Origin of the sequence: Vibrio chagasii, assembly GCF_024347355.1 — a bacterium.
GTDB lineage: Bacteria > Pseudomonadota > Gammaproteobacteria > Enterobacterales > Vibrionaceae > Vibrio > Vibrio chagasii.
Genome location: NZ_AP025465.1, coordinates 400,847 through 422,290, shown reverse-complemented (window position 1 = coordinate 422,290; position 21,444 = coordinate 400,847). Strand labels below are relative to the sequence as shown.

14 protein-coding genes are annotated in these 21,444 nt (G+C 44.4%); 4 read left to right on the top strand and 10 right to left on the bottom strand.

What is annotated here, in order from left to right:
* Window positions 1-300 precede the first annotated feature (300 nt).
* Window positions 301-1,713, top strand: a complete 1,413-nt coding sequence (gene pykF / locus OCV52_RS01895; RefSeq protein ID WP_008219975.1) for a pyruvate kinase PykF — start codon at window positions 301-303, stop codon at window positions 1,711-1,713.
* 224 nt (window positions 1,714-1,937) lie between these two features.
* Complete coding sequence (locus OCV52_RS01890) at window positions 1,938-2,561, top strand: GntR family transcriptional regulator (protein ID WP_240700672.1); 624 nt, start codon at window positions 1,938-1,940, stop codon at window positions 2,559-2,561.
* Between the two features lie 604 nt (window positions 2,562-3,165).
* Here the strand turns inward: OCV52_RS01890 and OCV52_RS01885 are convergent.
* From OCV52_RS01885 to OCV52_RS01840, 10 genes are all read right to left on the bottom strand, one after another.
* A complete protein-coding gene (locus OCV52_RS01885; RefSeq protein WP_105059013.1) occupies window positions 3,166-5,049 on the bottom strand; it encodes a sensor domain-containing diguanylate cyclase in 1,884 nt (627 codons plus the stop codon).
* Window positions 5,050-5,164: 115 nt separating this feature from the next.
* On the bottom strand, window positions 5,165-5,659 hold the full coding sequence (ilvN, locus tag OCV52_RS01880; RefSeq protein WP_008219984.1) for an acetolactate synthase small subunit: 495 nt from the start codon (window positions 5,657-5,659) through the stop codon (window positions 5,165-5,167).
* A 1-nt stretch (window position 5,660) separates the two neighbouring features.
* Window positions 5,661-7,400 carry an acetolactate synthase 3 large subunit gene (locus tag OCV52_RS01875; protein ID WP_137407189.1) on the bottom strand — a complete coding sequence of 580 codons (1,740 nt, stop codon included), beginning with the start codon at window positions 7,398-7,400 and terminating at the stop codon, window positions 5,661-5,663.
* 459 nt (window positions 7,401-7,859) lie between these two features.
* Window positions 7,860-9,668, bottom strand: coding sequence for an AMP-dependent synthetase/ligase (locus OCV52_RS01870; RefSeq protein WP_137407190.1), 1,809 nt, complete (start codon window positions 9,666-9,668; stop codon window positions 7,860-7,862).
* 201 nt (window positions 9,669-9,869) lie between these two features.
* Complete coding sequence (leuO, locus tag OCV52_RS01865) at window positions 9,870-10,829, bottom strand: transcriptional regulator LeuO (protein WP_137407191.1); 960 nt, start codon at window positions 10,827-10,829, stop codon at window positions 9,870-9,872.
* A gap of 346 nt (window positions 10,830-11,175) precedes the next feature.
* Window positions 11,176-12,231, bottom strand: coding sequence for an MJ1255/VC2487 family glycosyltransferase (locus tag OCV52_RS01860; RefSeq protein ID WP_137407192.1), 1,056 nt, complete (start codon window positions 12,229-12,231; stop codon window positions 11,176-11,178).
* A 54-nt stretch (window positions 12,232-12,285) separates the two neighbouring features.
* Entirely contained in the window at window positions 12,286-12,810 is a 525-nt protein-coding gene (locus OCV52_RS01855) for a phosphatase PAP2 family protein (RefSeq protein ID WP_137407193.1), read from the bottom strand.
* Between the two features lie 207 nt (window positions 12,811-13,017).
* Complete coding sequence (locus tag OCV52_RS01850; RefSeq protein WP_137407194.1) at window positions 13,018-16,125, bottom strand: efflux RND transporter permease subunit; 3,108 nt, start codon at window positions 16,123-16,125, stop codon at window positions 13,018-13,020.
* Entirely contained in the window at window positions 16,122-17,459 is a 1,338-nt protein-coding gene (locus OCV52_RS01845) for an efflux RND transporter periplasmic adaptor subunit (RefSeq protein ID WP_137407195.1), read from the bottom strand. The genes OCV52_RS01850 and OCV52_RS01845 overlap by 4 nt, the downstream gene beginning before the upstream one ends.
* Entirely contained in the window at window positions 17,459-18,118 is a 660-nt protein-coding gene (locus OCV52_RS01840; RefSeq protein ID WP_137407196.1) for a TetR/AcrR family transcriptional regulator, read from the bottom strand. The genes OCV52_RS01845 and OCV52_RS01840 overlap by 1 nt, the downstream gene beginning before the upstream one ends.
* Window positions 18,119-18,686: 568 nt before the next feature.
* Between OCV52_RS01840 and leuA the strand changes: the two genes are divergently transcribed.
* Together leuA and leuB are read left to right on the top strand one after the other, a co-directional pair.
* Complete coding sequence (gene leuA, locus OCV52_RS01835) at window positions 18,687-20,234, top strand: 2-isopropylmalate synthase (protein WP_137407197.1); 1,548 nt, start codon at window positions 18,687-18,689, stop codon at window positions 20,232-20,234.
* 98 nt (window positions 20,235-20,332) lie between these two features.
* A complete protein-coding gene (gene leuB / locus OCV52_RS01830; RefSeq protein WP_004740807.1) occupies window positions 20,333-21,424 on the top strand; it encodes a 3-isopropylmalate dehydrogenase in 1,092 nt (363 codons plus the stop codon).
* Window positions 21,425-21,444 lie beyond the last annotated feature (20 nt).

Below are 21,444 nucleotides of genomic sequence, written 5' to 3'. Positions count from 1 at the left end.
TGATATTGAATTGATTAGGTGGTAGAATCCGCACCCGAAAAGAAAAAAAATTACAAAACTGACCGTTATTTTTTTGCAACTTTCACCTGATATATTGGTGTAAGTCACAGAAACCCGATGTTGAATCAAAATCTTTTGGTCATAAAATGACTAAAATTGATGAAAGACTTACAACTCTGAAGGGCATATTGGAAGTCCCGCGATTTTACTCAGCAGGCACAAAATGTTGATGTAGCGGACCAATCTTCAGAACTTAAATAAATTTCAAATTGTAACAATACTTACCGGAGAGTACCTTCCATGAAAAAGACCAAAATCGTATGTACGATTGGCCCTAAAACTGAATCTGTAGAGAAGCTAACTGAACTAGTAGATGCTGGCATGAACGTTATGCGTCTTAACTTCTCTCACGGTGATTTCGCAGAGCACGGCACTCGTATTGCGAACTTCCGCGAAGTAATGGACAAAGTAGGTAAGCAACTTGCTATCCTTCTTGATACTAAAGGCCCAGAGATCCGTACTATCAAACTAGAAGGCGGTAACGACGTAGATCTAGTAGCTGGTCAAGAATTCACTTTCACAACTGATACTTCAGTTGTAGGTAACAAAGAGACTGTAGCGGTAACTTACGCTGGTTTCGCAGCTGACCTAAACGCTGGTAACACAATCCTAGTAGATGACGGCCTAATCGAAATGGAAGTTATCTCTACTACTGAAACTGAAGTTAAGTGTAAAGTTCTTAACAACGGCGCACTAGGCGAAAACAAAGGTGTTAACCTTCCTGGTGTTTCTGTTCAACTTCCAGCTCTTTCTGAGAAAGACAAAGCTGACCTTAAGTTTGGTTGTGAGCAAGGCGTTGACTTCGTAGCTGCATCTTTCATCCGTAAAGCATCTGACGTTAAAGAGATCCGTGAGATCCTAGACGCAAACGGCGGCAACGATATCCACATCATCTCTAAGATTGAGAACCAAGAAGGTGTAGATAACTTCGACGAAATCCTTGAGCTTTCTGACGGTATCATGGTTGCTCGTGGTGACCTAGGTGTTGAAATCCCAGCTGAAGAAGTAATCTTCGCTCAGAAAATGATGATCGAGAAGTGTAACCGTGCACGTAAGATGGTTATCACAGCAACTCAAATGCTTGATTCTATGATCAACAACCCACGTCCAACTCGTGCAGAAGCGGGTGACGTTGCGAACGCAATCATGGATGGTACTGACGCAGTAATGCTTTCTGGCGAAACGGCTAAAGGTAAGTACCCTGTTGAAGCTGTTACTATCATGGCTCAAATCGCGAACCGTACTGATTCAGCTCTTAAAGCTGAGCTAGGTTCTCGTCTAGACAGCCCACGTCTACGCATCACTGAAGCAGTATGTAAAGGCGCAGTAGACACAGCTGAGAAGCTAGCTGCTCCTCTAATCATCGTTGCTACTGAAGGCGGCAAGTCTGCACGTTCAGTACGTAAGTACTTCCCAACTGCAAACATCATTGCACTGACAACTAACCAAAAGACAGCTGCTCAGCTTGTTCTTACTAAAGGTGTTCGTCCAGTTCTTGTTGAGTCTATCGACAGCACTGATGCTTTCTACAAAATGGGTAAAGAATACGCACTTGAAGCTGAGTTCGGCAGCAAAGGCGACATCGTTGTAATGGTTTCTGGTGCTCTAGTAGCTTCAGGCACTACAAACACGGCATCTGTTCACGTTCTATAAGAATGAACCGATTCGCATAAAATATAAAAGAGGGCTTCGGCCCTCTTTTTTTATGAAACAAAATCTTGCCTAACTTTTCAGTACGCTGTATTATCAATCACAATAGAACTACGTACTGTTAACTTCCTATGGACTCTTTCTAAGAGACGGATTAGCAGACTAGAAATCAAATATACATGAGGTTTGTAATGTCTAGTCCTACTCTCACTGACAAAGTATCAAAGATGATTCGCCAAGATATTCTTAATGGTGAGTTAGCCCCAGGCCAAAAGCTCGTTGTTGCTGATCTAAAGAACAGATACAACGTTGGCGCATCTCCGATTCGTGAAGCCCTAGTACAGTTATCTTGGAGCAAATACGTGAAGCTCGAGCCGCAAAAAGGCTGCTGGGTATCGCCAGTGTCAAAGAAAGAGCTGAATGATCTTTATGAAAGCTTACGTGTCGTGTCTTCAGTTCTACTGAAAAAAGCCATTTCTGCGGGGGATGAAACTTGGGAACTGGATGTACTGACTTCTTACCATAAGCTTTCGCGAGTACAGCACGTATCTGAAGAGTTTGATTGTGTGGAATGGGAAGAACGTCACCAACAATTCCACGTTGCGCTACTTGAAGGTGCGGACTCAGAGAACATGTTTAGCTTCTTTGAAGATTTGATCAATCAAGTAAAACGTTACCGCTTCCTAGCGATGTCGGCGGAAAGTGCATCAGATGATCTGTTCAATATTGATAAGCACGAAATGATCATGAAACTCGTGCTGTCAAAAAACGTAGAACAAGCGACAGAGTTGCTTGATCAACACCTACTAGGTTCAATGAAGCGAATTGAAGAAGTTATCGAAGCGGCTTAATGCAGCGATAAATTTTGAACAAATAAAAACGGAGCCTAACAGCTCCGTTTTTTGTTTTTCAGCATCAAGCTGGCTACCACCCAAAAAACTCTTTGTGATGAGTATTGAGCAGTAAAACCATAGGTAAAAAATACAAAGCACTCAGCTTAAAACCAAGAATGACCAATGTACCTATGGTTAATCTCACTAAAAAATCGACAAACATACCACGCCTCTTTCAACCAGACTGTATCATCCCCAAACTCTTGCTCCAGCTAACCTAATTCTACTGCTGCTTTTCAACTCATTGAAAAAGCTAGCTAACCAGCTGAATTAAGTTAACGGTGTCATCCCTTTAATATCTGGTAAACACTCTATTTATCACACCGCTTAACACGATGTAATCTGAAGCAAGGTGGTTTACTCATTGTTCATTTTAGCTCAAATTTTCGCCAACATTAGACTTTAGTCTAACCGTATAGAATTTGTGACATAGGTCGCTCAAAAATGAGATTCCTCATATGTACACAGAGGAAGCGACTTCATCACTTACTAAGTTGCAAGCTATATAAAGAGTACTCGATGGGAAAGTGGGAGGATATTTAGGAGTAAAAAGAGTCTGTAGCTAAGCAACATCCGCATAGCTAGGACAAATCGAGACGGTATTTCGTCCCGAGGATTTCGATTCGTAAAGGCCGACGTCTGCGCATTTGTATGAACGGGTACTGTTACTCGTCAAATCAGTGAAACCGACGCTGACGGTTACCTTGGTGCCCGCAGATAACTCAATCTCGATTCGCAGCCGGTCCAAGACACGCTTCGCTTCTGATAAAGAGGTGTGCGGCATCAACAGTGCAAACTCTTCCCCACCAACACGCGCCACAAAATCGGTACTACGGAGGCTGTCTTGTAGAAGCTTAGCTACTCTTGCAATCACACGATCGCCCTCATCATGACCAAGCTCGTCATTAATTCGCTTAAAGTTATCGATATCGACTAAAGCTAAACAAGTAGTCGCTTCATTTGGGTAACGCTCAACCAAACGAGAATAATAAGCTAACTGCTCTTCAAACTTTCGACGATTCCAAAGGTTACTCAAAGCGTCTCGCTCACTCAGAAAACGCAGACGAACTTCGAGCTCTTTCCTTACTGATATATCCACCAGCGAAGTAATGTAGTAGCTCACTTTCCCTGAACTGTTCTTGACCGCATGGACACGCATAATAGCGGTAAAAGGGATGCGCAGTTTGTTTTTACACAGCACTTCCCCTTCCCACACTTCTTCGTTGTCTAGGTGTCGCCAGATGGATTCACTGGTGATCTGCTGTTCTGTATTTTCCAACAGAAGTTGCAGCGCATTATGACCGATAACTTGTGCTTCGCTGTAACCGGTCATATTTTCAAACTCGTTGTTGATCATCATAGTACGATGCTGCTTATCAGTGATCATCACGGCAGACATGCCATTCAACGCTGCGCGAGCTAACTTACTCTCTAAGCTACGACGTCGATAATGCGTCACCAGATAAGCAAATGGGAACGCGAACAGCAACACAGTGAAAAGCACGATGATCTCTTCATGGGCAAGATCATTTAGATCACGTTCAGCTCTAGCGAGCAGTTGTTTTTGATTCAATTGAATCACAAGGTGCATCTTTTGATTATTAGCTAGCTGAACCGTGTTAAACGCGAACAGGTTACCATCTTCAAACACAGTGCCCATTTGTTGTCGAGAGAGGGCTTCCCATGTTTGAGGTGCGATGTTTTTTAGGTTGAAGCCTTTCCTTTCAGGAACAGAATCGCCAAACAATTTACTGTTGTTTGGACTCGCAATGTAATAACCCTCACCATTGACGACTTCAGCTCTAAAATCATAATCAGGTGCGAAATTAAGACGTGAAGACAACCCCCAGACATCCAGATTGATCACCAGATAACCGACTCGCTTCTCCGGAGTTTCAACAGGCGTGAAGACTCTAAACACCGGTTTATAAGGATATGCCAACTCACCATGTTCGGTTTCAAGCTCAATTCCCCAACCACCAATATCTTCATGCTCTAAGCTCTTAGCAAAATGATAGTAGCTAGAGTCAGACCTATCTTGTAATTGCTGAGGTATTGTCACAGCGCCCGTGGCAGAGGAATAATTCACTCGGACCAGCTCTTTACCCTCAACATCAATAAGATGAATTTGTGTATACCATTTTTGGTTCACTAACACAGACTGCCATACCTCTTCGAGGAGGCTTTTGGTTTGTTCAGAGGGGGAGGAAGCGAAATTAACAAGGCTTTGGCTATGACTCAGTAGTTTCATCACCGAAACCAACTGAGATTTTAAGAGCTTGTAATCTCGTTCTGCGTAAACCAACTGATGAAGGGCTTGTTTCGCAGAGTAATCAAAACTTTGTTGTTTTACTTCTTGGTAACGTTGTAAATAGTAAAGACCCACTGCAGCAGACAGTGTTATCGAAATAATCAGCAATGTAATTATCGATTTACTATTTCTCATTGATAACTCAAGTAAAAGAAGGCGTGAAGCGCAGGATTATAGCACTCTATAAAATTAACAAAATAAAAGCCGCTTAAAAAAGCGGCTATAAAACTATTTTTTAAGTGCTTGTTGTTTAAGCTTTCAGCGCACGTTCGCCACGGGCGATGCCCACAACGCCACTGCGTGCCACTTCAAGTACTTCAGTCACTTCAGACAACGCTTGAATGAAAGCATCCAGCTTTTCACTCGTACCCGCCATTTGCACTGTATATTGAGAAGCCGTCACATCAACGATCTGACCACGGAAGATATCCGCTGTGCGTTTCACTTCTGCACGAGCAAAACCGCTCGCACGTACTTTAACCATCAAGAGCTCACGCTCGATGTGTTCAAGCTCAGACACCTCTTGCACTTTTAGTACATCGATCAGCTTGTGCAGTTGCTTTTGAATCTGTTCAAGCTGCATTTCGCTCGAGTTGGTCGTCACGTTCAAACGAGAAAGCGTTGGATCATCGGTTGGCGATACGTTCAACGACTCAATGTTGTAGCCACGTTGAGAAAACAAACCAACCACACGAGAAAGCGCACCCGGTTGGTTTTCCATTAGTAGTGAAATAATGTGTCTCATATTATGTTCTCTCCGTTTTGCTTAGCCACATGTTATCCATACCCTCGCCCTTAATCTGCATTGGGTATACGTGCTCGGTATCATCCACACTGATATCGACAAATACCAAACGGTCTTTCATCGCCAGTGCTTTTTCCAAACCTGATTCCAGTTCATCTGGAGATGAAATGCGCATACCTACGTGGCCATAAGCCTCTGCGATGGCAGCAAAATCAGGAACAGAGTCCATATATGAGTTAGAGTGGCGACCTTGATAAACAATGTCTTGCCACTGTTTTACCATTCCTAAGAAACGGTTGTTTAGGTTAATAATCTTAACTGGGATATTGTATTGCAGCGCCGTAGACAACTCTTGGATATTCATCTGAATACTGCCATCACCGGTTACCACTACTACTTCTTCATCTGGCTTAGCAAACTTAACACCCATGCCAGCAGGCAGACCAAAGCCCATAGTGCCTAGGCCACCAGAGTTAATCCAACGGCGCGATTTATTAAATGGGTAGTATAACGCTGCGAACATTTGATGTTGACCAACGTCAGAAGCAACGTAAGCATCGCCATTGGTTACTTTGTGCAGAGCTTCAATAACTTGCTGCGGCTTAATGCACTCAGAAGACTTTTCATACGCTAAGCAGTTACGATCTTGCCACTGCTTGATTTCACTCCACCAGCTTTCCAGAGCTTCAGCATCATTGGTGCCGCCTTGCTCAACCAGTAGATTAACCATGCTCTCTAGTACTTTTTCCGCAGAACCTACGATTGGTAGATCCACTTTCACGTTCTTAGAGATCGACGACGGGTCGATATCAATATGCATGATCTTCGCGTTTGGGCAGTACTTATCAAGGTTGTTGGTTGTACGATCATCAAAACGTACACCGACACCAAAAATAAGATCGGCGTTGTGCATCGCCATATTGGCTTCGTACAAACCGTGCATGCCAAGCATGCCTAGAGAGTTCTTGTGCGTGCCCGGGAAGGCACCAAGCCCCATTAAAGTGCTTACTACAGGTAAATTCAATGCTTCAGCCAATTTGATCAGCTGTTGATCGGCCTCAGAGATAACCGCACCGCCACCGACATAAAGTACTGGCTTTTTCGCTTCAAGAAGTGCCTTTAGTGCCTTCTTAATCTGACCTTTATGACCCGTAACCGTTGGGTTGTACGAACGCATCTTGATCGTTTCTGGGTATTGATAAGGAAGCTTAATTTGCGGATTTAATACATCTTTTGGCAAGTCGATAACCACAGGACCAGGACGTCCTGTCGTTGAAATATAGAATGCTTTTTTTAGCACTTCAGGGATATCTTCCGCTTTCTTAACTAAGAAGCTGTGTTTAACGATCGGGCGAGATACACCGACGATATCACACTCTTGGAAGGCATCATTACCAATGAGATTGTTTGGTACGTTACCAGAGATAACGATCATTGGAATCGAATCCATGTACGCCGTTGCGATACCCGTTACGGTATTGGTTGCGCCAGGACCAGAACATACTAGTACTACACCGGGCTTGCCGGTAGAACGAGTGTAGCCATCTGCCATATGAGTAGCGGCTTGCTCGTGTCGTACTAATACGTGTTTGATTTCGTCAGTTTTCGCATGCAGCGCATCATAGATATCAAGTACAGAACCACCTGGGTAACCAAAGATTTGTTCTACACCCTCTTCAATAAGAGACTGCACCACCATCTCAGCGCCGGATAACATTGCTGTTTCAGGTTTTGTTGTCATATTGCTCTCCTCACCAGTTTCCAAGCACATTTGGTGAACGTGTTGGGCTGGTTTTTCATAGTCTAGGGCTTATTCGTAGCCTAATTCGAAATACTTCCACTTTTTCGGCTATGGCTGTCTGTCGTGATAACAACAAACAGTAATACGAAACAACTTTAACGCTTTATTATCATCCGGTCTAACACCTGTTAATCGACAATTATGCCAAAAAACCAACTATCAGCTTAAAGCATCAAACAAAACCTAAGCAGAGTTAAATAACCAGTTACAAACACTAAAAAAAAGACAAAAAAAGCACTTAATATTTATATAAATGGCTAATTATCGATAAATGAAGCGCTTTCCTGTGTGCGTCTTCGCACATTATTCCAAGCCTTAAGGCATAAAAAATCCCCCTAAAAATGCAATCACATTCGTAGGGGGATTTTTAAACAACTGAAAATTTATCTCAGCAGAAATCTACTTATCTTTCGACTTTTCAGTGTACATTTCTTCGATTTCGTCTTGATACTTGTCGTTGATAACCTTACGACGCAATTTCTGAGTTGGCGTCAGTTCGCCATCATCCATCGAAAATGCTTTTGGTAATAGCTTGAACTTCTTCACTTGTTCAAACTTAGCCAATTCTTGCTGCAAGTCATTCACACGCTTCTCAAGCATCTCAACGATCTGATGGTGCTTAATCAATTCAACGCGGTCGTGGTACTTGATATTCAATTCTTTAGCGTACTCTTCAAGAGAGTCGTAACACGGAACAATCAGTGCAGAAACGAATTTACGCGTATCAGCAATAACGGCAATCTGTTCGATGAAGTGGTCTTTACCGATCGCGCCCTCTACTACTTGCGGTGCAATGTACTTGCCACCTGAGGTTTTCATCAGCTCTTTGATACGGTCGGTAATAAACAGGTTACCATTTTCATCAAAATGACCCGCATCTCCGGTTTTCAAGAAACCATGCTCGTCGAACGTTTTCGCTGTCTCTTCTGGCATTTTGTAGTAACCACGCATTACCATTGGGCCGCGAACAAGAATCTCATTCTGCGCACCAATTTTTACTTCCGCGCCCGGCATCGCCATACCAATCGAGTCAGGGTTAAAGCAGCGGTCATCCCAGCACGAAACGGTTGCTGTGGTTTCAGTCATGCCGTAACCAAGTTTTACGTTAATGCCGATAGCGTGGAAAAAACGACCAATGGTTTCATCGAGCTTCGCACCGCCACATGGCATGAAGTTGATGTTACCGCCAAGCAGCGCTCGCAATTTGGATAACACAAGCTTATCAGCTAGTGCATGGCTCTTCTTCAGCATCAGTGATGGTGTGCGACCTTCTTGGTGACAAACCGACAGCTTCGCGCCCATGTTTACTGCCCAAGTAAATAGCACTTTCCGGATAAACGGCGCTTTCGAAACCTTCTCGTGAATCGCTGAGAAGATTTTCTCGTAGAAACGGGGAACCGCACACATCACGGTCGGCTTCACGTCGCTCAGCGCGTCACGCACCTGCATAGTATCTTGCAGGTAACAGTTGGTTGCGCCTTTGTAGAGCACGTAGAAAGTCCACGCACGCTCAAATACGTGAGATAGAGGTAAGAAACACAATGAGACATCGTCTTTCGTTAAGCTCAAGCGCTCATCGTGCCCTTCTAGTTGATAGCCAACATTGGTGTAATCAAGCATTACGCCCTTAGGTTGACCTGTAGTACCAGAGGTATAGATAAGAGTCAGTAAGTCGTCCATGCTTGCGTCAGCAAGACGAGTATCAAGTTCAGCTTGCTGAGCCTCAACACCGCGCGCCATGAAATCAGTCCAAGATACCGCAAAGCTATGGCCTTGAAGATCGATATCATCAGACATCGCGACAACCACTTCTAGCTGTTCGCACTCTTCAAATAGGCTCACGGCCGCGTCAAATTGGACTTGCTCACCAACGAATAAGATCTTCACATCCGCATTTTGGATGATGTAAGACGACTGCGCTGCTGTGTTGGTTGGATAAATCGGCACAGTCACAAGACGAGCTTGTAAAGATGCAAAATCTGCCACGGTCCATTGAGGCATATTGTTTGAATAGATACCGATCTTTTCTTGAACTCTCAGTCCCTGAGCCAATAGTGCTAATGAAAGCGTATCGATTTGTTGTCCAAACTGCTGCCAGCTAATACCTTGCCATACATTATCTACTTTGTGCTTCAAAGCTGTACGGTTGCCGCCTTGGGCAATTTGGTCACGAAGTCTTTTTACGATATGAAAATCTAAATTGGCCATCTCTTTACCTTTGGCTTACACCTGCAAGCTTTTTTGAGCGCACAAGTGTACCTCTGATCATGGAAAAGGCAACTGATGAAGCTCAAAGTTATAAGTAATAGTACGTATCACGCTAAGTTTTCTATCAACAAAAATAGCAGGTACAAAAAAGCCCCAAGCCAGACTCCCAGCTTAGGGCTTATAAATCATAGAGTTTAGTGCTTAGTTAAGCGCCACTACTTCGCCACAGATCATCATCAGCTGATCTCGTAACCAAATGTGTCCCTTATCTTTTTCACTTGATTCGTGCCAGCTTAGGTAGCCAGAGATTGCCGCATTATCGAATGGGAAATCTAGAATCTGTAAGTTCTCTTTGTTTGCTGCGTGCTCTACCATCCAGCGAGGTGCAATCGTCACTAACTCTGATTGACCAACAACGTAAAGTACGTTGCTTAGGCTCGTACCTTCGTAGAAAGGCATGCAATCTAGGTCACGGTATGCTTGCTCAGAGAAGCTGCGTTGGCCGTGAATGCGAGACAGTTTAGCGTGCTTCTCGTTCAATAGCTCTTCAGCTGTCACTTCACCGTTAATGCGTGGGTGAGAAGACGAAGCAACCACAACCAATTCGTCTTGGAAGATCTCAGTACTTGAGAAACCTTGCTCATCAAAGCGAGCGTAATCGATCACGAAGTCGATTTCTTGGTAGCGCATACGCTCAGAAAGTTGACGATCAAATTCAGCATCCATGTGCAGTTTAACGCTAGGTGCTTGCTCGTTGATAGTCGACATAATCTTAGGTGCAAAACGCATGTCACAAGGGCTGCAAATCGCAAGCTTGAACAAGCGAGAAGACGACTCTGGAGAGAACACAGAGCTTGGTAATTCGTTGCGTACTAGTTGAAGCGCTTGGCGGATAGGACCGAACAACTGACGTGCACGTTGAGTCGGTTGAATACCACGACCCTGGCGGATAAATAGTTCGTCGTTAAACATCACTTTCAAGCGAGCCACAGCGTTACTTACTGCCGGCTGAGACATACCTAAATTGTGAGCTGCACGTGTAATGTTTTGCTCTTGCATTACTGCATCAAATACAGTCAAAAGGTTTAAGTCTACTCCACGAAGTGTGCTTTCCATTCTGTAGCTAGCAATAGCACTCATTGCGTCTTTTTTATCTAACATTCAAGTTGCCTCTTGTCGGTACGACAGCATTAAATTTGTAATGGTATGGGAATAGATAACCACTAATTCTTATATTTATCAGACCGATGTTTTTCGGATTACCACTACTATTAACCAATACATCGTAGGCTACCAACAAGATTGATAAAGAATGACTTAATTTTATCTCAATAATTAATTAATAATTAAAAATCAATAACTTGAATAGTTATAAAAAAACATAAAATGCGCTATTTATGAGTTTCATTTCGACTTATTTAGCTGTTCTATCGTTTGGTTACATTTGTTACAATTTATTGAATTGATGAATTGATTGACCATTCAATCCAAAAACACCACTTATGGATTAGGTAAGCGATGCGTAGCTCGGAAAGTCCACCTTCTCCCAAAGCTGTTTTCTTAGGTCATCTTGATTGGCCCAATTCCCGGCTAAAACCCACTCAACAAGCGCACTAGCGACATCTGGATAAGAGACAACTTCAGCCTGTTTTTCGTTGAGCCAACTACGCAAGATCGCCGGATCAAGAAAGCTCATAGTTTGAGCTAATCCAAGCGCTTCAAGTGTGGCCACATTGCTCTGTTGTTCAAACTGTCCATCAAGTGGTTTAAGCAGTAGCTTCTTGCCCAGAGTAAGCGCTTCAGATGGCAGTTCAAACCCACCATTAGCCACCACACCAGAGCACTGATTTAGGTCGAATTGGAAACCCGCATGACTGAGTGGTTTAAAGGTAATGTTTTCGACTTGGCTATGCTCTATCACATTTGGGTGATAACAGACAAAACTGTGCGAAACAAACTTCATTAATAGCTCTGAAATCGCTTCCAGATCCTCAAACGGCAAATAGACCAAAGTGAAATCCTGTGGCGCTTGAGTCTGCTCGTTGTGAACTAAGGTGTGAACAATAGGCGGAAGTATAGGCTGCTCAAAATGATACCAGTGCAAACCGATAGAGTGCTCTGTCGGAGCAAAGTGTTGAATCACAGAATGCTCAATCCAGTTTCCCCCTTCTTTAGGAACATCATAACGAAACGCATTCTGGTGACTGATTCCGATACAAGGGACTCCCTGCCTTTTGGCTGCCCAAGCTGTCACAGGTTCAAAGTCATTGAGCACCAAGTCATAGGGTGTAAGGTCCATCTGTTTAACCTCATTAAGAAAGCGCCAGATATTATTCTTAATGAATGTCTTTCCATATTTGACCTGCCCTTGTTCACTATAAAAGGTTAAGCCGTTACGAACTTGGTAGTTGCCAAACTCTTCCATCGAAAAGTACTTGCTTGCTTCTCGGCCTGAAAAGAGAAAATCAACATCGATGTTTTGTTGACGAAACGCGACAGCCATTGCCCTTGCACGAGCAATATGACCATTTCCAGTGCCTTGTACGCCGTATAAAATTTTCATGAAACTTCCTTTCGATTCGCTGGTTTAGCGCTTGGTGATGTGGTCATTCGATAATTAAAGAATGAAGCTAATAGCAAGGCTGGTACAAGCTATGCCCAAAGCAGCACCAATGAGTACGTCCGTTAAAAAGTGCACGCCGAGTAATATTCGAGATCCAGCAATCGCTGCAGCCCAAGTCAAACTAAAGAGATGTAAGCTCGGATAGAAATGCCCGATTAATGTCGCCATAACAAAAGCAGCAGCGGCATGCCCAGATGGCAGGCTGTACTTATCTGATGGGACAATATGAGAGTGAAGCAAAGAGGAAAATTCGGCTGGTCGACGGCGCTTTAGAGTATTTTTAGCAAGCCAATAGATTGGCAGCTCAATCGCGAAGGCAGTTAAGCCCACCAACAGAAAATCACTGCCTGTTTTGCTATCGGCGAGCAATGCAATCAAAGCAATCAATATATAGAGGTGACCATCCCCCGTATGAGAGACCGCCTTACTCAACGTCGCATGTTGGCCACTAAAACGGTTCTTTAAACAGAAAACAGAAAATGCCACATCCCAGCGGACAATAGGTTCGATAGTACGCATACGTTCTCCTTAACAATCCTTATTCAGTTAAGGGTCAACTTATGCCCAACAAATGACAGTTAAGTGACGTTTTGAATGAACTAAAATGAAATTTTCCACGGTTGAGAAGCCGATGATTCAACCGTATCAGAGGCTCATTCACCTCATATAAAAATAAAGCGACCCTAGGCCGCTTTATTATTCATTTCTAATTTCTGACTTAAAACTCTATAGCGAAAGGGGCTCGTGCTTTTTCACTAAACCGAAGTCAGCCAAGATTGCGTAAGCCGCAGGGATCATAAACAGCACCAGCAGGGTTGAAGCAAAGATGCCAAATACGATCGAGATAACCAAAGGCTGAATAACCTGAGCCTGTAAACTGGTTTCGGTGAGCAAAGGCAATAAACCAGCTGCCGTCGTCATCGAGGTTAAGAACACGGCACGGAAACGCTCACGACTCGCTTTCACCACCGAGTCATGCACGCTATCTCCTTCATCAACGTGATGACGAATGTATTGAACGAGTAAGATAGAGTCGTTAACTACAATCCCTGCAAGCGACACAAAGCCCATCATACTTGGCATACTTAACGAGTGGCCAAGCACCCAGTGACCAACTACAACTCCGATAAAGGCTAATGGAATCGCGAGCATCACAACTACAGGCTCTAAATAGCTTCTGAATTGATAACTCAGAATCGCAAACACACCAAACAGACCGAGCAAGAAGCCTTTGCCCATCGAGGCGCCCGTCTTGGCAGCATCCTTCGCTTCCCCTTCGAAATCAAAACGTAAGCCTGGGTACTTCTGAATGAGTTTAGGCGCTTCATCTTTTTGGAACTGAGCCAAGATCGCTGAAGAGCTCGCTTTCTTATTATCAATATCACCAAAGATACTAATAGTCCTCAGTCCATCAATACGTTGAATACGTACATAATTACGCTGGAAATCGAGCGTCGCCAGCGTAGCTAACGGAATTTGGCTGCCGTCCGCGGTAATGATTGGGAAGTTAGCAAGCTGTTGAATGTCACCCGCTTGCTCTTTATCAAGACGCACCTCTATCGAGATATTCTCAACACCGATTTGAATCTCGTCCGCTGTCTGGCCAAAGAAGGCCGCGCGCAATTGAGAGGCAATCATCTGCCCGTTCACATTGTAGGTTTCAGCGCCTGGGCGCAGCTTAACCAAGATCTCTTCTTTACCCATGCGCATGTCATCAAGCACACCATGAACACCATCAAACTCATTCAGATAAGCTTGAATATCCAGAGAAGCAGCTTTCAATGCATTAAGGTCATCATGCTTGGCACGGATCTCAATCGCTCGTCCACCTGGCCCCATGGTTGGTTGCTTGAAAACCAACGAGATTGGGTCTGCGAGTTCACCAATATCCTCTCGCCACGCATCGATAAAATCATCGATCACCGTATTACGACTCTCAGCACCACGAAGGTCTAAGCGCACGGTAGCCAAGTGCGGGCCAGATTCGTTGGCATCGGCATTAGCGTTAAACTGGCTGGTGATATGTTCGACTAGCGTGTTGCCCTCTTCAACTTCTTCGCTCCACTGCTCATTCAAACGCTCAGCAGAAGCCACAATCTTATCGACCACTCTCTCAGTTTGAGACAGTGATGCCCCCGGAGGAAGAATGATACGAGCCTCAGCAATATCACCATCAAGCTCTGGGAATGGCTGGAATTTGACAACACCACCAGCAATCAAGGAGATCGATAGGAGCAGCAAGGTCAACACTCCGCCCATAAAGGCATAGCGGAAGGTCACCACTTTCTCGACCATATTCATCAAGGTGGTATTACGAAAGTTCTCAAATTTCTCTAGCAACACAGTTTTGAAGCGCAGCGCTGGCTTATCGTTTTTCTCTTTGTGTAACGAATGCGACAAGTGATTCGGCAGAATTAAGAAAGCTTCGATCAAGCTCAACGACAGCACCAAAATCAGCACCTGAGGAACGGCCTTGAGTACCGCGCCCATTTCCCCATCAAGAAATAACAAGCTACCGAAGATACACACTGTGGTTAAGAAGGAAGACAACACGCCGGGAAGCACTTTCTTAACACCGTTATACACCGCGTCATCGACATTTTGTCCCCGATCGAGGTGGGAGGCTATCGACTCGGCGATCACGATGGCGTCATCCATCATAATACCGATCGCCATCAACAAACCGACCAGTGACATAATGTTAATCGACAGTCCTAAATTGGCCATTAAGAACAATCCGCCAAGAAAGGCTACCGGCAGGCCTGCAGCAACCCAAAAGGAATAACGTAAGCTGAAGAATAGCCACATGGTTGCGAATACCAGCACAATACCTTGCCAGCCATTACGCACCATCATGGTCAGACGATCCCACAATACAGAAGAGAGATCATTGGTCATTTGCAGAGTCACGCCATCAGGTGCAATTGCACGCTGGTCCTCGACAAACTGAGTGACACGCTCTTTGATTCTCAGTGCGTCATCTTCTTTGTTCTTGCTGATCTTGAGCAGCGCAGAAGGTTTACCATCAAACAACACCTTCTGTTCATCGAGCTCAAAGCGGTCAGTGATCTTGGCAATATCTCGTAAACGGATCACAGAGCCATTTGGCGCAGAACCCACTACAATGCTTTCCAATTCTACGGGCGTAATGCGCCTTTCATCGAAGCGAATCAGGAAGTTTTTGTCTGGCGTTTCAACGTTACCACTCGGCAGTTTCACATTCTGACGGCCAATTTGATCAGCAATATCACCGACACTCAAACCGAGTTGGCGAATCGCTTGAGTATCTAGCTCAACGCGATATTGGTGATCTGAGAATCCGCTAACATCAACCAGTGAAACATCGTAATCGAGCTTCATAGTGCGTTTTAGATCTTCAGCGTATGCCTTCAAATCCGGCCACGAGGTGTCCGCAGTAATCGCGATATCAACGACTGGCTCATTCCAATCCAGCTCTTGTACGACAGGTGATTCAATCTCAGTAGGGAAATCGTTGATCGAATTGATCTGAGTTTGCACATCCACCAGCATTCGGCCGATATCCGCTTTCTCATTGAGCTTGAGAATTAGACGAGCGCTGCCTTCTATCGCCTCACATTGGGTTTCTTCAATGTTAGCTAAACCATCGACCGCTTCTTCCATTCGCACACACAGGCTCTCTTCGACCTCTTGTGGAGAAGCCCCCGGATAAACAATCGCAGCCATAATGTAAGGTGGATCGTAAGCAGGGAAGGTTTCGCGTTTGATGGTAGATAACGAACTCAAACCCAATATCAACAACCCAAGCATCAACAAGTTGGCTGCGGTTGGGTGTCTTGAGAAGAACTTAATCATGAAGCGCTCCCGTCACTGTCTGCGGTAAGTTCATCACCATTTGAACCAGACTCTTTCAGCAGCATGCCTTCAATAGCGGGCAGAACGTCGTTGAGAACCAGTTTGTCTCCCGTCTGTAATTCACCACGAATCACCACTTGGTTATCTCGGCGGTAAAGCACTTCTACATTCACAACCTTCAAGCGCTGATTCTCATCCATTAAATAGATCTTATCGCCATGTAAAGCACGTTCGGGTACCACCCAGCTTGGATTGGCTAAGCCTTCAATCTCCGCTTTGACGAACATACCATTTACCAAAGGCGTGGCACTGTTTAGCTGAAGCGCAGAATAGTCTTGATTGATTTCAAGGATGATGCCTGCTGTCGCTTGGTTTTCATCCACAGTCTCACTGATTCGTGCAACCTTGGCTGGCCAAGTCAGATTTAAGCTGCCACTGTTCAACTGAATGCTTGCCTTAGCTGGCGTTTGATATGGGTTTGGGATGCCAGCAGCATCGCGAGGGAATTGAGTAAAGCTTGAGGCTAAAGTTTGCATATCGTGAATAGAGAGTTGTGCCTCAACCTCCATAACGTCAATTCCATGAGCAATGAACATCTCTTGCTGCAGATTAACTACTTGGTTCTGTTCAATATCAACCTGAGCGACTCGCATCGGTCTGGGCAAGGTGATGGTGGTTTTATCCAAAGAGCGTTGCGCTTCTTTGACCTTAGAGACATTGACCTTAATCACCGCTTGTGCGACACGCTTTTCATCTGGCATTAAGGCGATTTGGTTCTGTATATCTAACACCAGCTTCTGTTGGGAGAGTGCACTCTGCTGTTGAAGATCGACATCGGACTGAGAGGTCAGCCCTTTCTTACGTAGATCTTGTTTACGTTGTAGCTCTTTATTACTGATCACTAAACGATTTTTTTCGATCTTCAGTGTCTGTTTCAGGTTCTGTTCTTCTTGGTTCAGTTTCTCTAGTGAGGTCTGGCTCGATTTAAGATCCGCTTCGGCTTGTACCAACTTCAACTCGTAATCCAAAGGATCGATCTTAAGCACCTCAGTTCCTGCAGGGATCACTTGCCCTTTCTCAAGATCGGGGTGTCGATAAACGATCTGTCCTGTTACTTCGGCAATCGCTTTCCATTCAACCTTAGGTACCACTTTGCCAAAACCAACCGCCAACGGCGCGATCATCTGCTTCTCTAAACTGACAGTTTCAACCAAGCGCGCCCTGTCGCCGGCAGGCTTAGTTGGTAAATCTGGCTTCAAGTTAATCGCCAACACTAGACCAATCACACCAACGGCTAGGACTGGGAAGAAAAGGAGCTTTTTATTTATTCTCATTATTTTGGTTCCTGCAAAGATGAAGGGCTTGGTGCATTGATAAAGCCTTCCGTCATCAGTTGAATGTTGTGTTCGATTAATCGGTTGAGAAAGGCTTCATTAAGCTCGATGCCATGAATAGCCAGCAAAGGCGGAGGTGCTATAAATGGAAAAACCATCAAACTTATATACGACACGCGGCAGAGCTTAGGATCCATATCCTTACGCAAAACGCCTTGTGCCATCAGCTTTTCAAAAATGACATCTTGGGCGGGTTTGGTTACATCGAGAAAGACCTTCTCTAGCAGTTCTCTCTGCACCTCTGAAGGCGGCATATTCATCACTTGGGCAATTAAGCGAGGGAACTTAGGAACCTTGACCATCTCTTTGTAGTAAGTCCGCATTAAATCGAGAAAGTTCTCGTGGCTGCTCTCTGCTACCAGCTTATGCATCTGCAGCTGCATTGGTCGCAACGTTTCACGCAGCATTGCTTCAAACAACCCTGCTTTGTTACCAAAGTAATAACGAATCATCGCGATATTCACACCAGCTCGTTCAGCAATTAAACGAGTAGATACCTTGTCATACGGTTGAACAACGAACAGATCACGAGCATGCTCAATAAGCAACTGCCTGACATCGAGATTCTGCTGCGGTCGTCCTGCTTTGCGCCCTGCCATCACTGAAACCTACTAACCTAATTAATCACACGATTAATTATAGGGATAAATCGATACACTGGCAGAAGATTAATTACTCACTATTTAATCAATTGATTAATTAATTTAAACGAGCTTGTGATTTTTTTTGTGAATCGTTCCATTAAAAAGATTTACTACAAAGTTTTAACCTACACATAAGCCAAACGATAAACTAACCGCCCAACCTAAAAACCCCAAGCAGATGATAAAACCAATAAATACAGCCCTAACAGCACAAACCAAACCAAAACGCCGCTAATGTATGCTGATATTGGATTTTCTTGTTTGACGCTCAGAATAAATTACGGTACATATGGTGTTAACAGTTTATTTACGGATATTTGTGTAATGATTTTTTCTTCTTCTCGACTGCTGAAACTTCTCCTTATCGTGAACCAATCGCGCGGGTAAGTTGTGGGTCAAGAACTACACAAATATTAAAACCCGCGCTGAGCGGGTTTTTTTGTAACTGGCACTTTTAAAAGAACATCATTCTCAATAATAATTTGGATAGCAATCGATACAATATCGATATAAGGAAGCACCCATGAACGATCAAGTGATAATTTTTGATACGACTTTACGTGACGGCGAGCAGGCTCTAGCTGCAAGCCTGACAGTAAAAGAGAAGTTACAAATTGCTTATGCACTTGAAAGACTGGGTGTGGACGTAATCGAAGCTGGCTTCCCAGTATCATCTCCGGGTGATTTTGAATCAGTACAAACTATCGCAAAGAACATCAAAGATAGCCGTATCTGTGCACTTTCTCGTGCTGTAGCGAAAGATATCGATGCAGCAGCAGAAGCGTTAAAAGTGGCTGAGCAATTCCGTATTCACACCTTTATTTCTACATCGACGGTTCACGTTCAAGATAAATTGCGTCGCAGCTACGATGATGTGGTAGAGATGGCAGTAAAAGCCGTTAAACACGCACGTAACTACACAGACGATGTTGAATTTTCTTGTGAAGATGCAGGCCGTACACCTATCGATAATCTATGCCGTATGGTTGAAGCTGCCATCAACGCAGGCGCGAAAACTATCAACATTCCAGACACAGTGGGCTACACAGTGCCTAACGAGTTTGGCGGTATTATCAAAACGCTATTTGACCGCGTACCAAACATCGACCAAGCAATCATCTCAGTTCACTGTCACGATGACTTAGGCATGTCGGTTGCTAACTCAATCGCAGCGGTACAAGCTGGTGCTCGCCAAGTAGAAGGTACCATTAACGGCATTGGTGAACGCGCGGGCAACTGTTCTTTAGAAGAGATCGCAATGATCATCAAAACTCGTCAAGAGTTATTAGGTGTTCATACCGGCCTAGATAATCAAGAGATCCACCGCACCAGTAAATTGGTGAGCCAGCTTTGCCACATGCCAATTCAAGACAACAAAGCGATCGTTGGTGCTAACGCATTCAGCCACTCTTCAGGTATCCACCAAGATGGCATGCTAAAGAACAAAAATACTTACGAGATCATGACTCCTGAGTCTATTGGCTTGAAAAACAAGGCGTTGAACCTAACCAGCCGTAGTGGTCGTGCTGCTGTTAAGAGCCATATGGACGCAATGGGTTACAAAGACAACGAGTACAGCCTAGATTCATTGTACGAAGACTTCTTGAAGCTTGCTGACCGTAAAGGTCAAGTCTTCGATTACGACTTAGAAGCATTGATGCACTTCGCGAATCTACGTGACGAAGATGACTTCTACAAACTTAACTACCTAAGCGTACAATCTGGTAGTGTAATGTCTACAACCAGCATCAAGCTGCAATGTGGTGATGAAGAGAAGTGCGAAGCCGCTGTCGGTAACGGTCCTGTTGACGCGCTATACCAGTGTATCTACCGCTTAACTGGCTACGAAATCGTACTAGATAAGTTCGACCTAACCGCGAAAGGTGAAGGTGAAGATGGTTTAGGCCAAGCTGACATCATTGCTAACTATAAAGGTCGTAAGTACCACGGCACAGGCGTTTCAACAGATATCGTTGAAGCTTCTGGTCAGGCGCTACTGCACGTTATCAATAGCATTCAACGCGCAGACACCATTGCTGAAATGAAACAGCAAAAAATCGCGACAGTTTAAGTACCCAATAACAGAGCCCTAGAGCCGATGTTATTGGCTTTAGGGACAAAATTTAAAACGAGCCAAATAGCTCAGTAACAAAGAATTAAAGGATTAACATGACTGATAAATCATACAAAATTGCCGTACTACCTGGTGATGGCATTGGCCCAGAAGTAATGCAGCAAGCACACAAGGTGCTAGACGCGATCGAAAAGAAGCATGCGATTAGCTTTTCTCGCGAAGAGTATGATGTTGGTGGTATCGCCATAGATAACCACGGTTGTCCACTACCAGAGTCTACAGTGAAAGGTTGTGAAGAGTCTGACGCAGTACTTTTCGGCTCAGTTGGTGGTCCTAAGTGGGAGCACCTTCCACCCAATGACCAACCTGAGCGTGGCGCCCTACTTCCTCTACGTAAACACTTCCAACTGTTTTGTAACCTTCGTCCTGCGCAAATTCACAAAGGTTTAGAGTCTTTCTCTCCACTTCGTGCTGATATCTCCGAGCGCGGTTTTGACATCGTGGTAGTACGTGAGCTAACAGGCGGTATTTACTTCGGTCAACCTAAAGGTCGTGAAGGCGAAGGCGCTACGGAAAAAGCGTTTGATACCGAAGTTTATCACCGCTACGAAATCGAACGTATCGCAAAGATTGCTTTTGAATCGGCACGTCTACGTAACAAAAACGTTTACTCCATTGATAAAGCGAACGTTCTACAGAGCTCTATCTTATGGCGCGAAGTTGTCGAAGAGATCGCAAAAGACTACCCAGATGTAACGCTAAACCACATGTACATCGACAACGCGACCATGCAGCTAATCAAAGATCCATCTCAGTTTGACGTAATGCTGTGTTCAAACATCTTCGGCGACATCATTTCTGATGAGTGCGCAATGATCACTGGTTCTATGGGTATGCTTCCTTCTGCAAGCTTGAACGAAAGCAACTTCGGTCTATATGAACCAGCAGGAGGCAGTGCACCAGACATCGCAGGTAAGAACATTGCAAACCCAGTTGCACAAATTCTTTCTGCAGCGCTAATGCTTCGTTACAGCCTAGGCGAAGAAGCGGCAGCACAAGACATTGAAACAGCGGTATCTAAAGCGCTTTCAGCAGGCGAGCTAACAGCAGACCTAGCAGGCGATAAACAAGCGCTAACCACCTCTGAAATGGGTGACAAGATTGCAGAGTACATCTTAGCTTCATAAGCATAACGATCTAAAGTAAG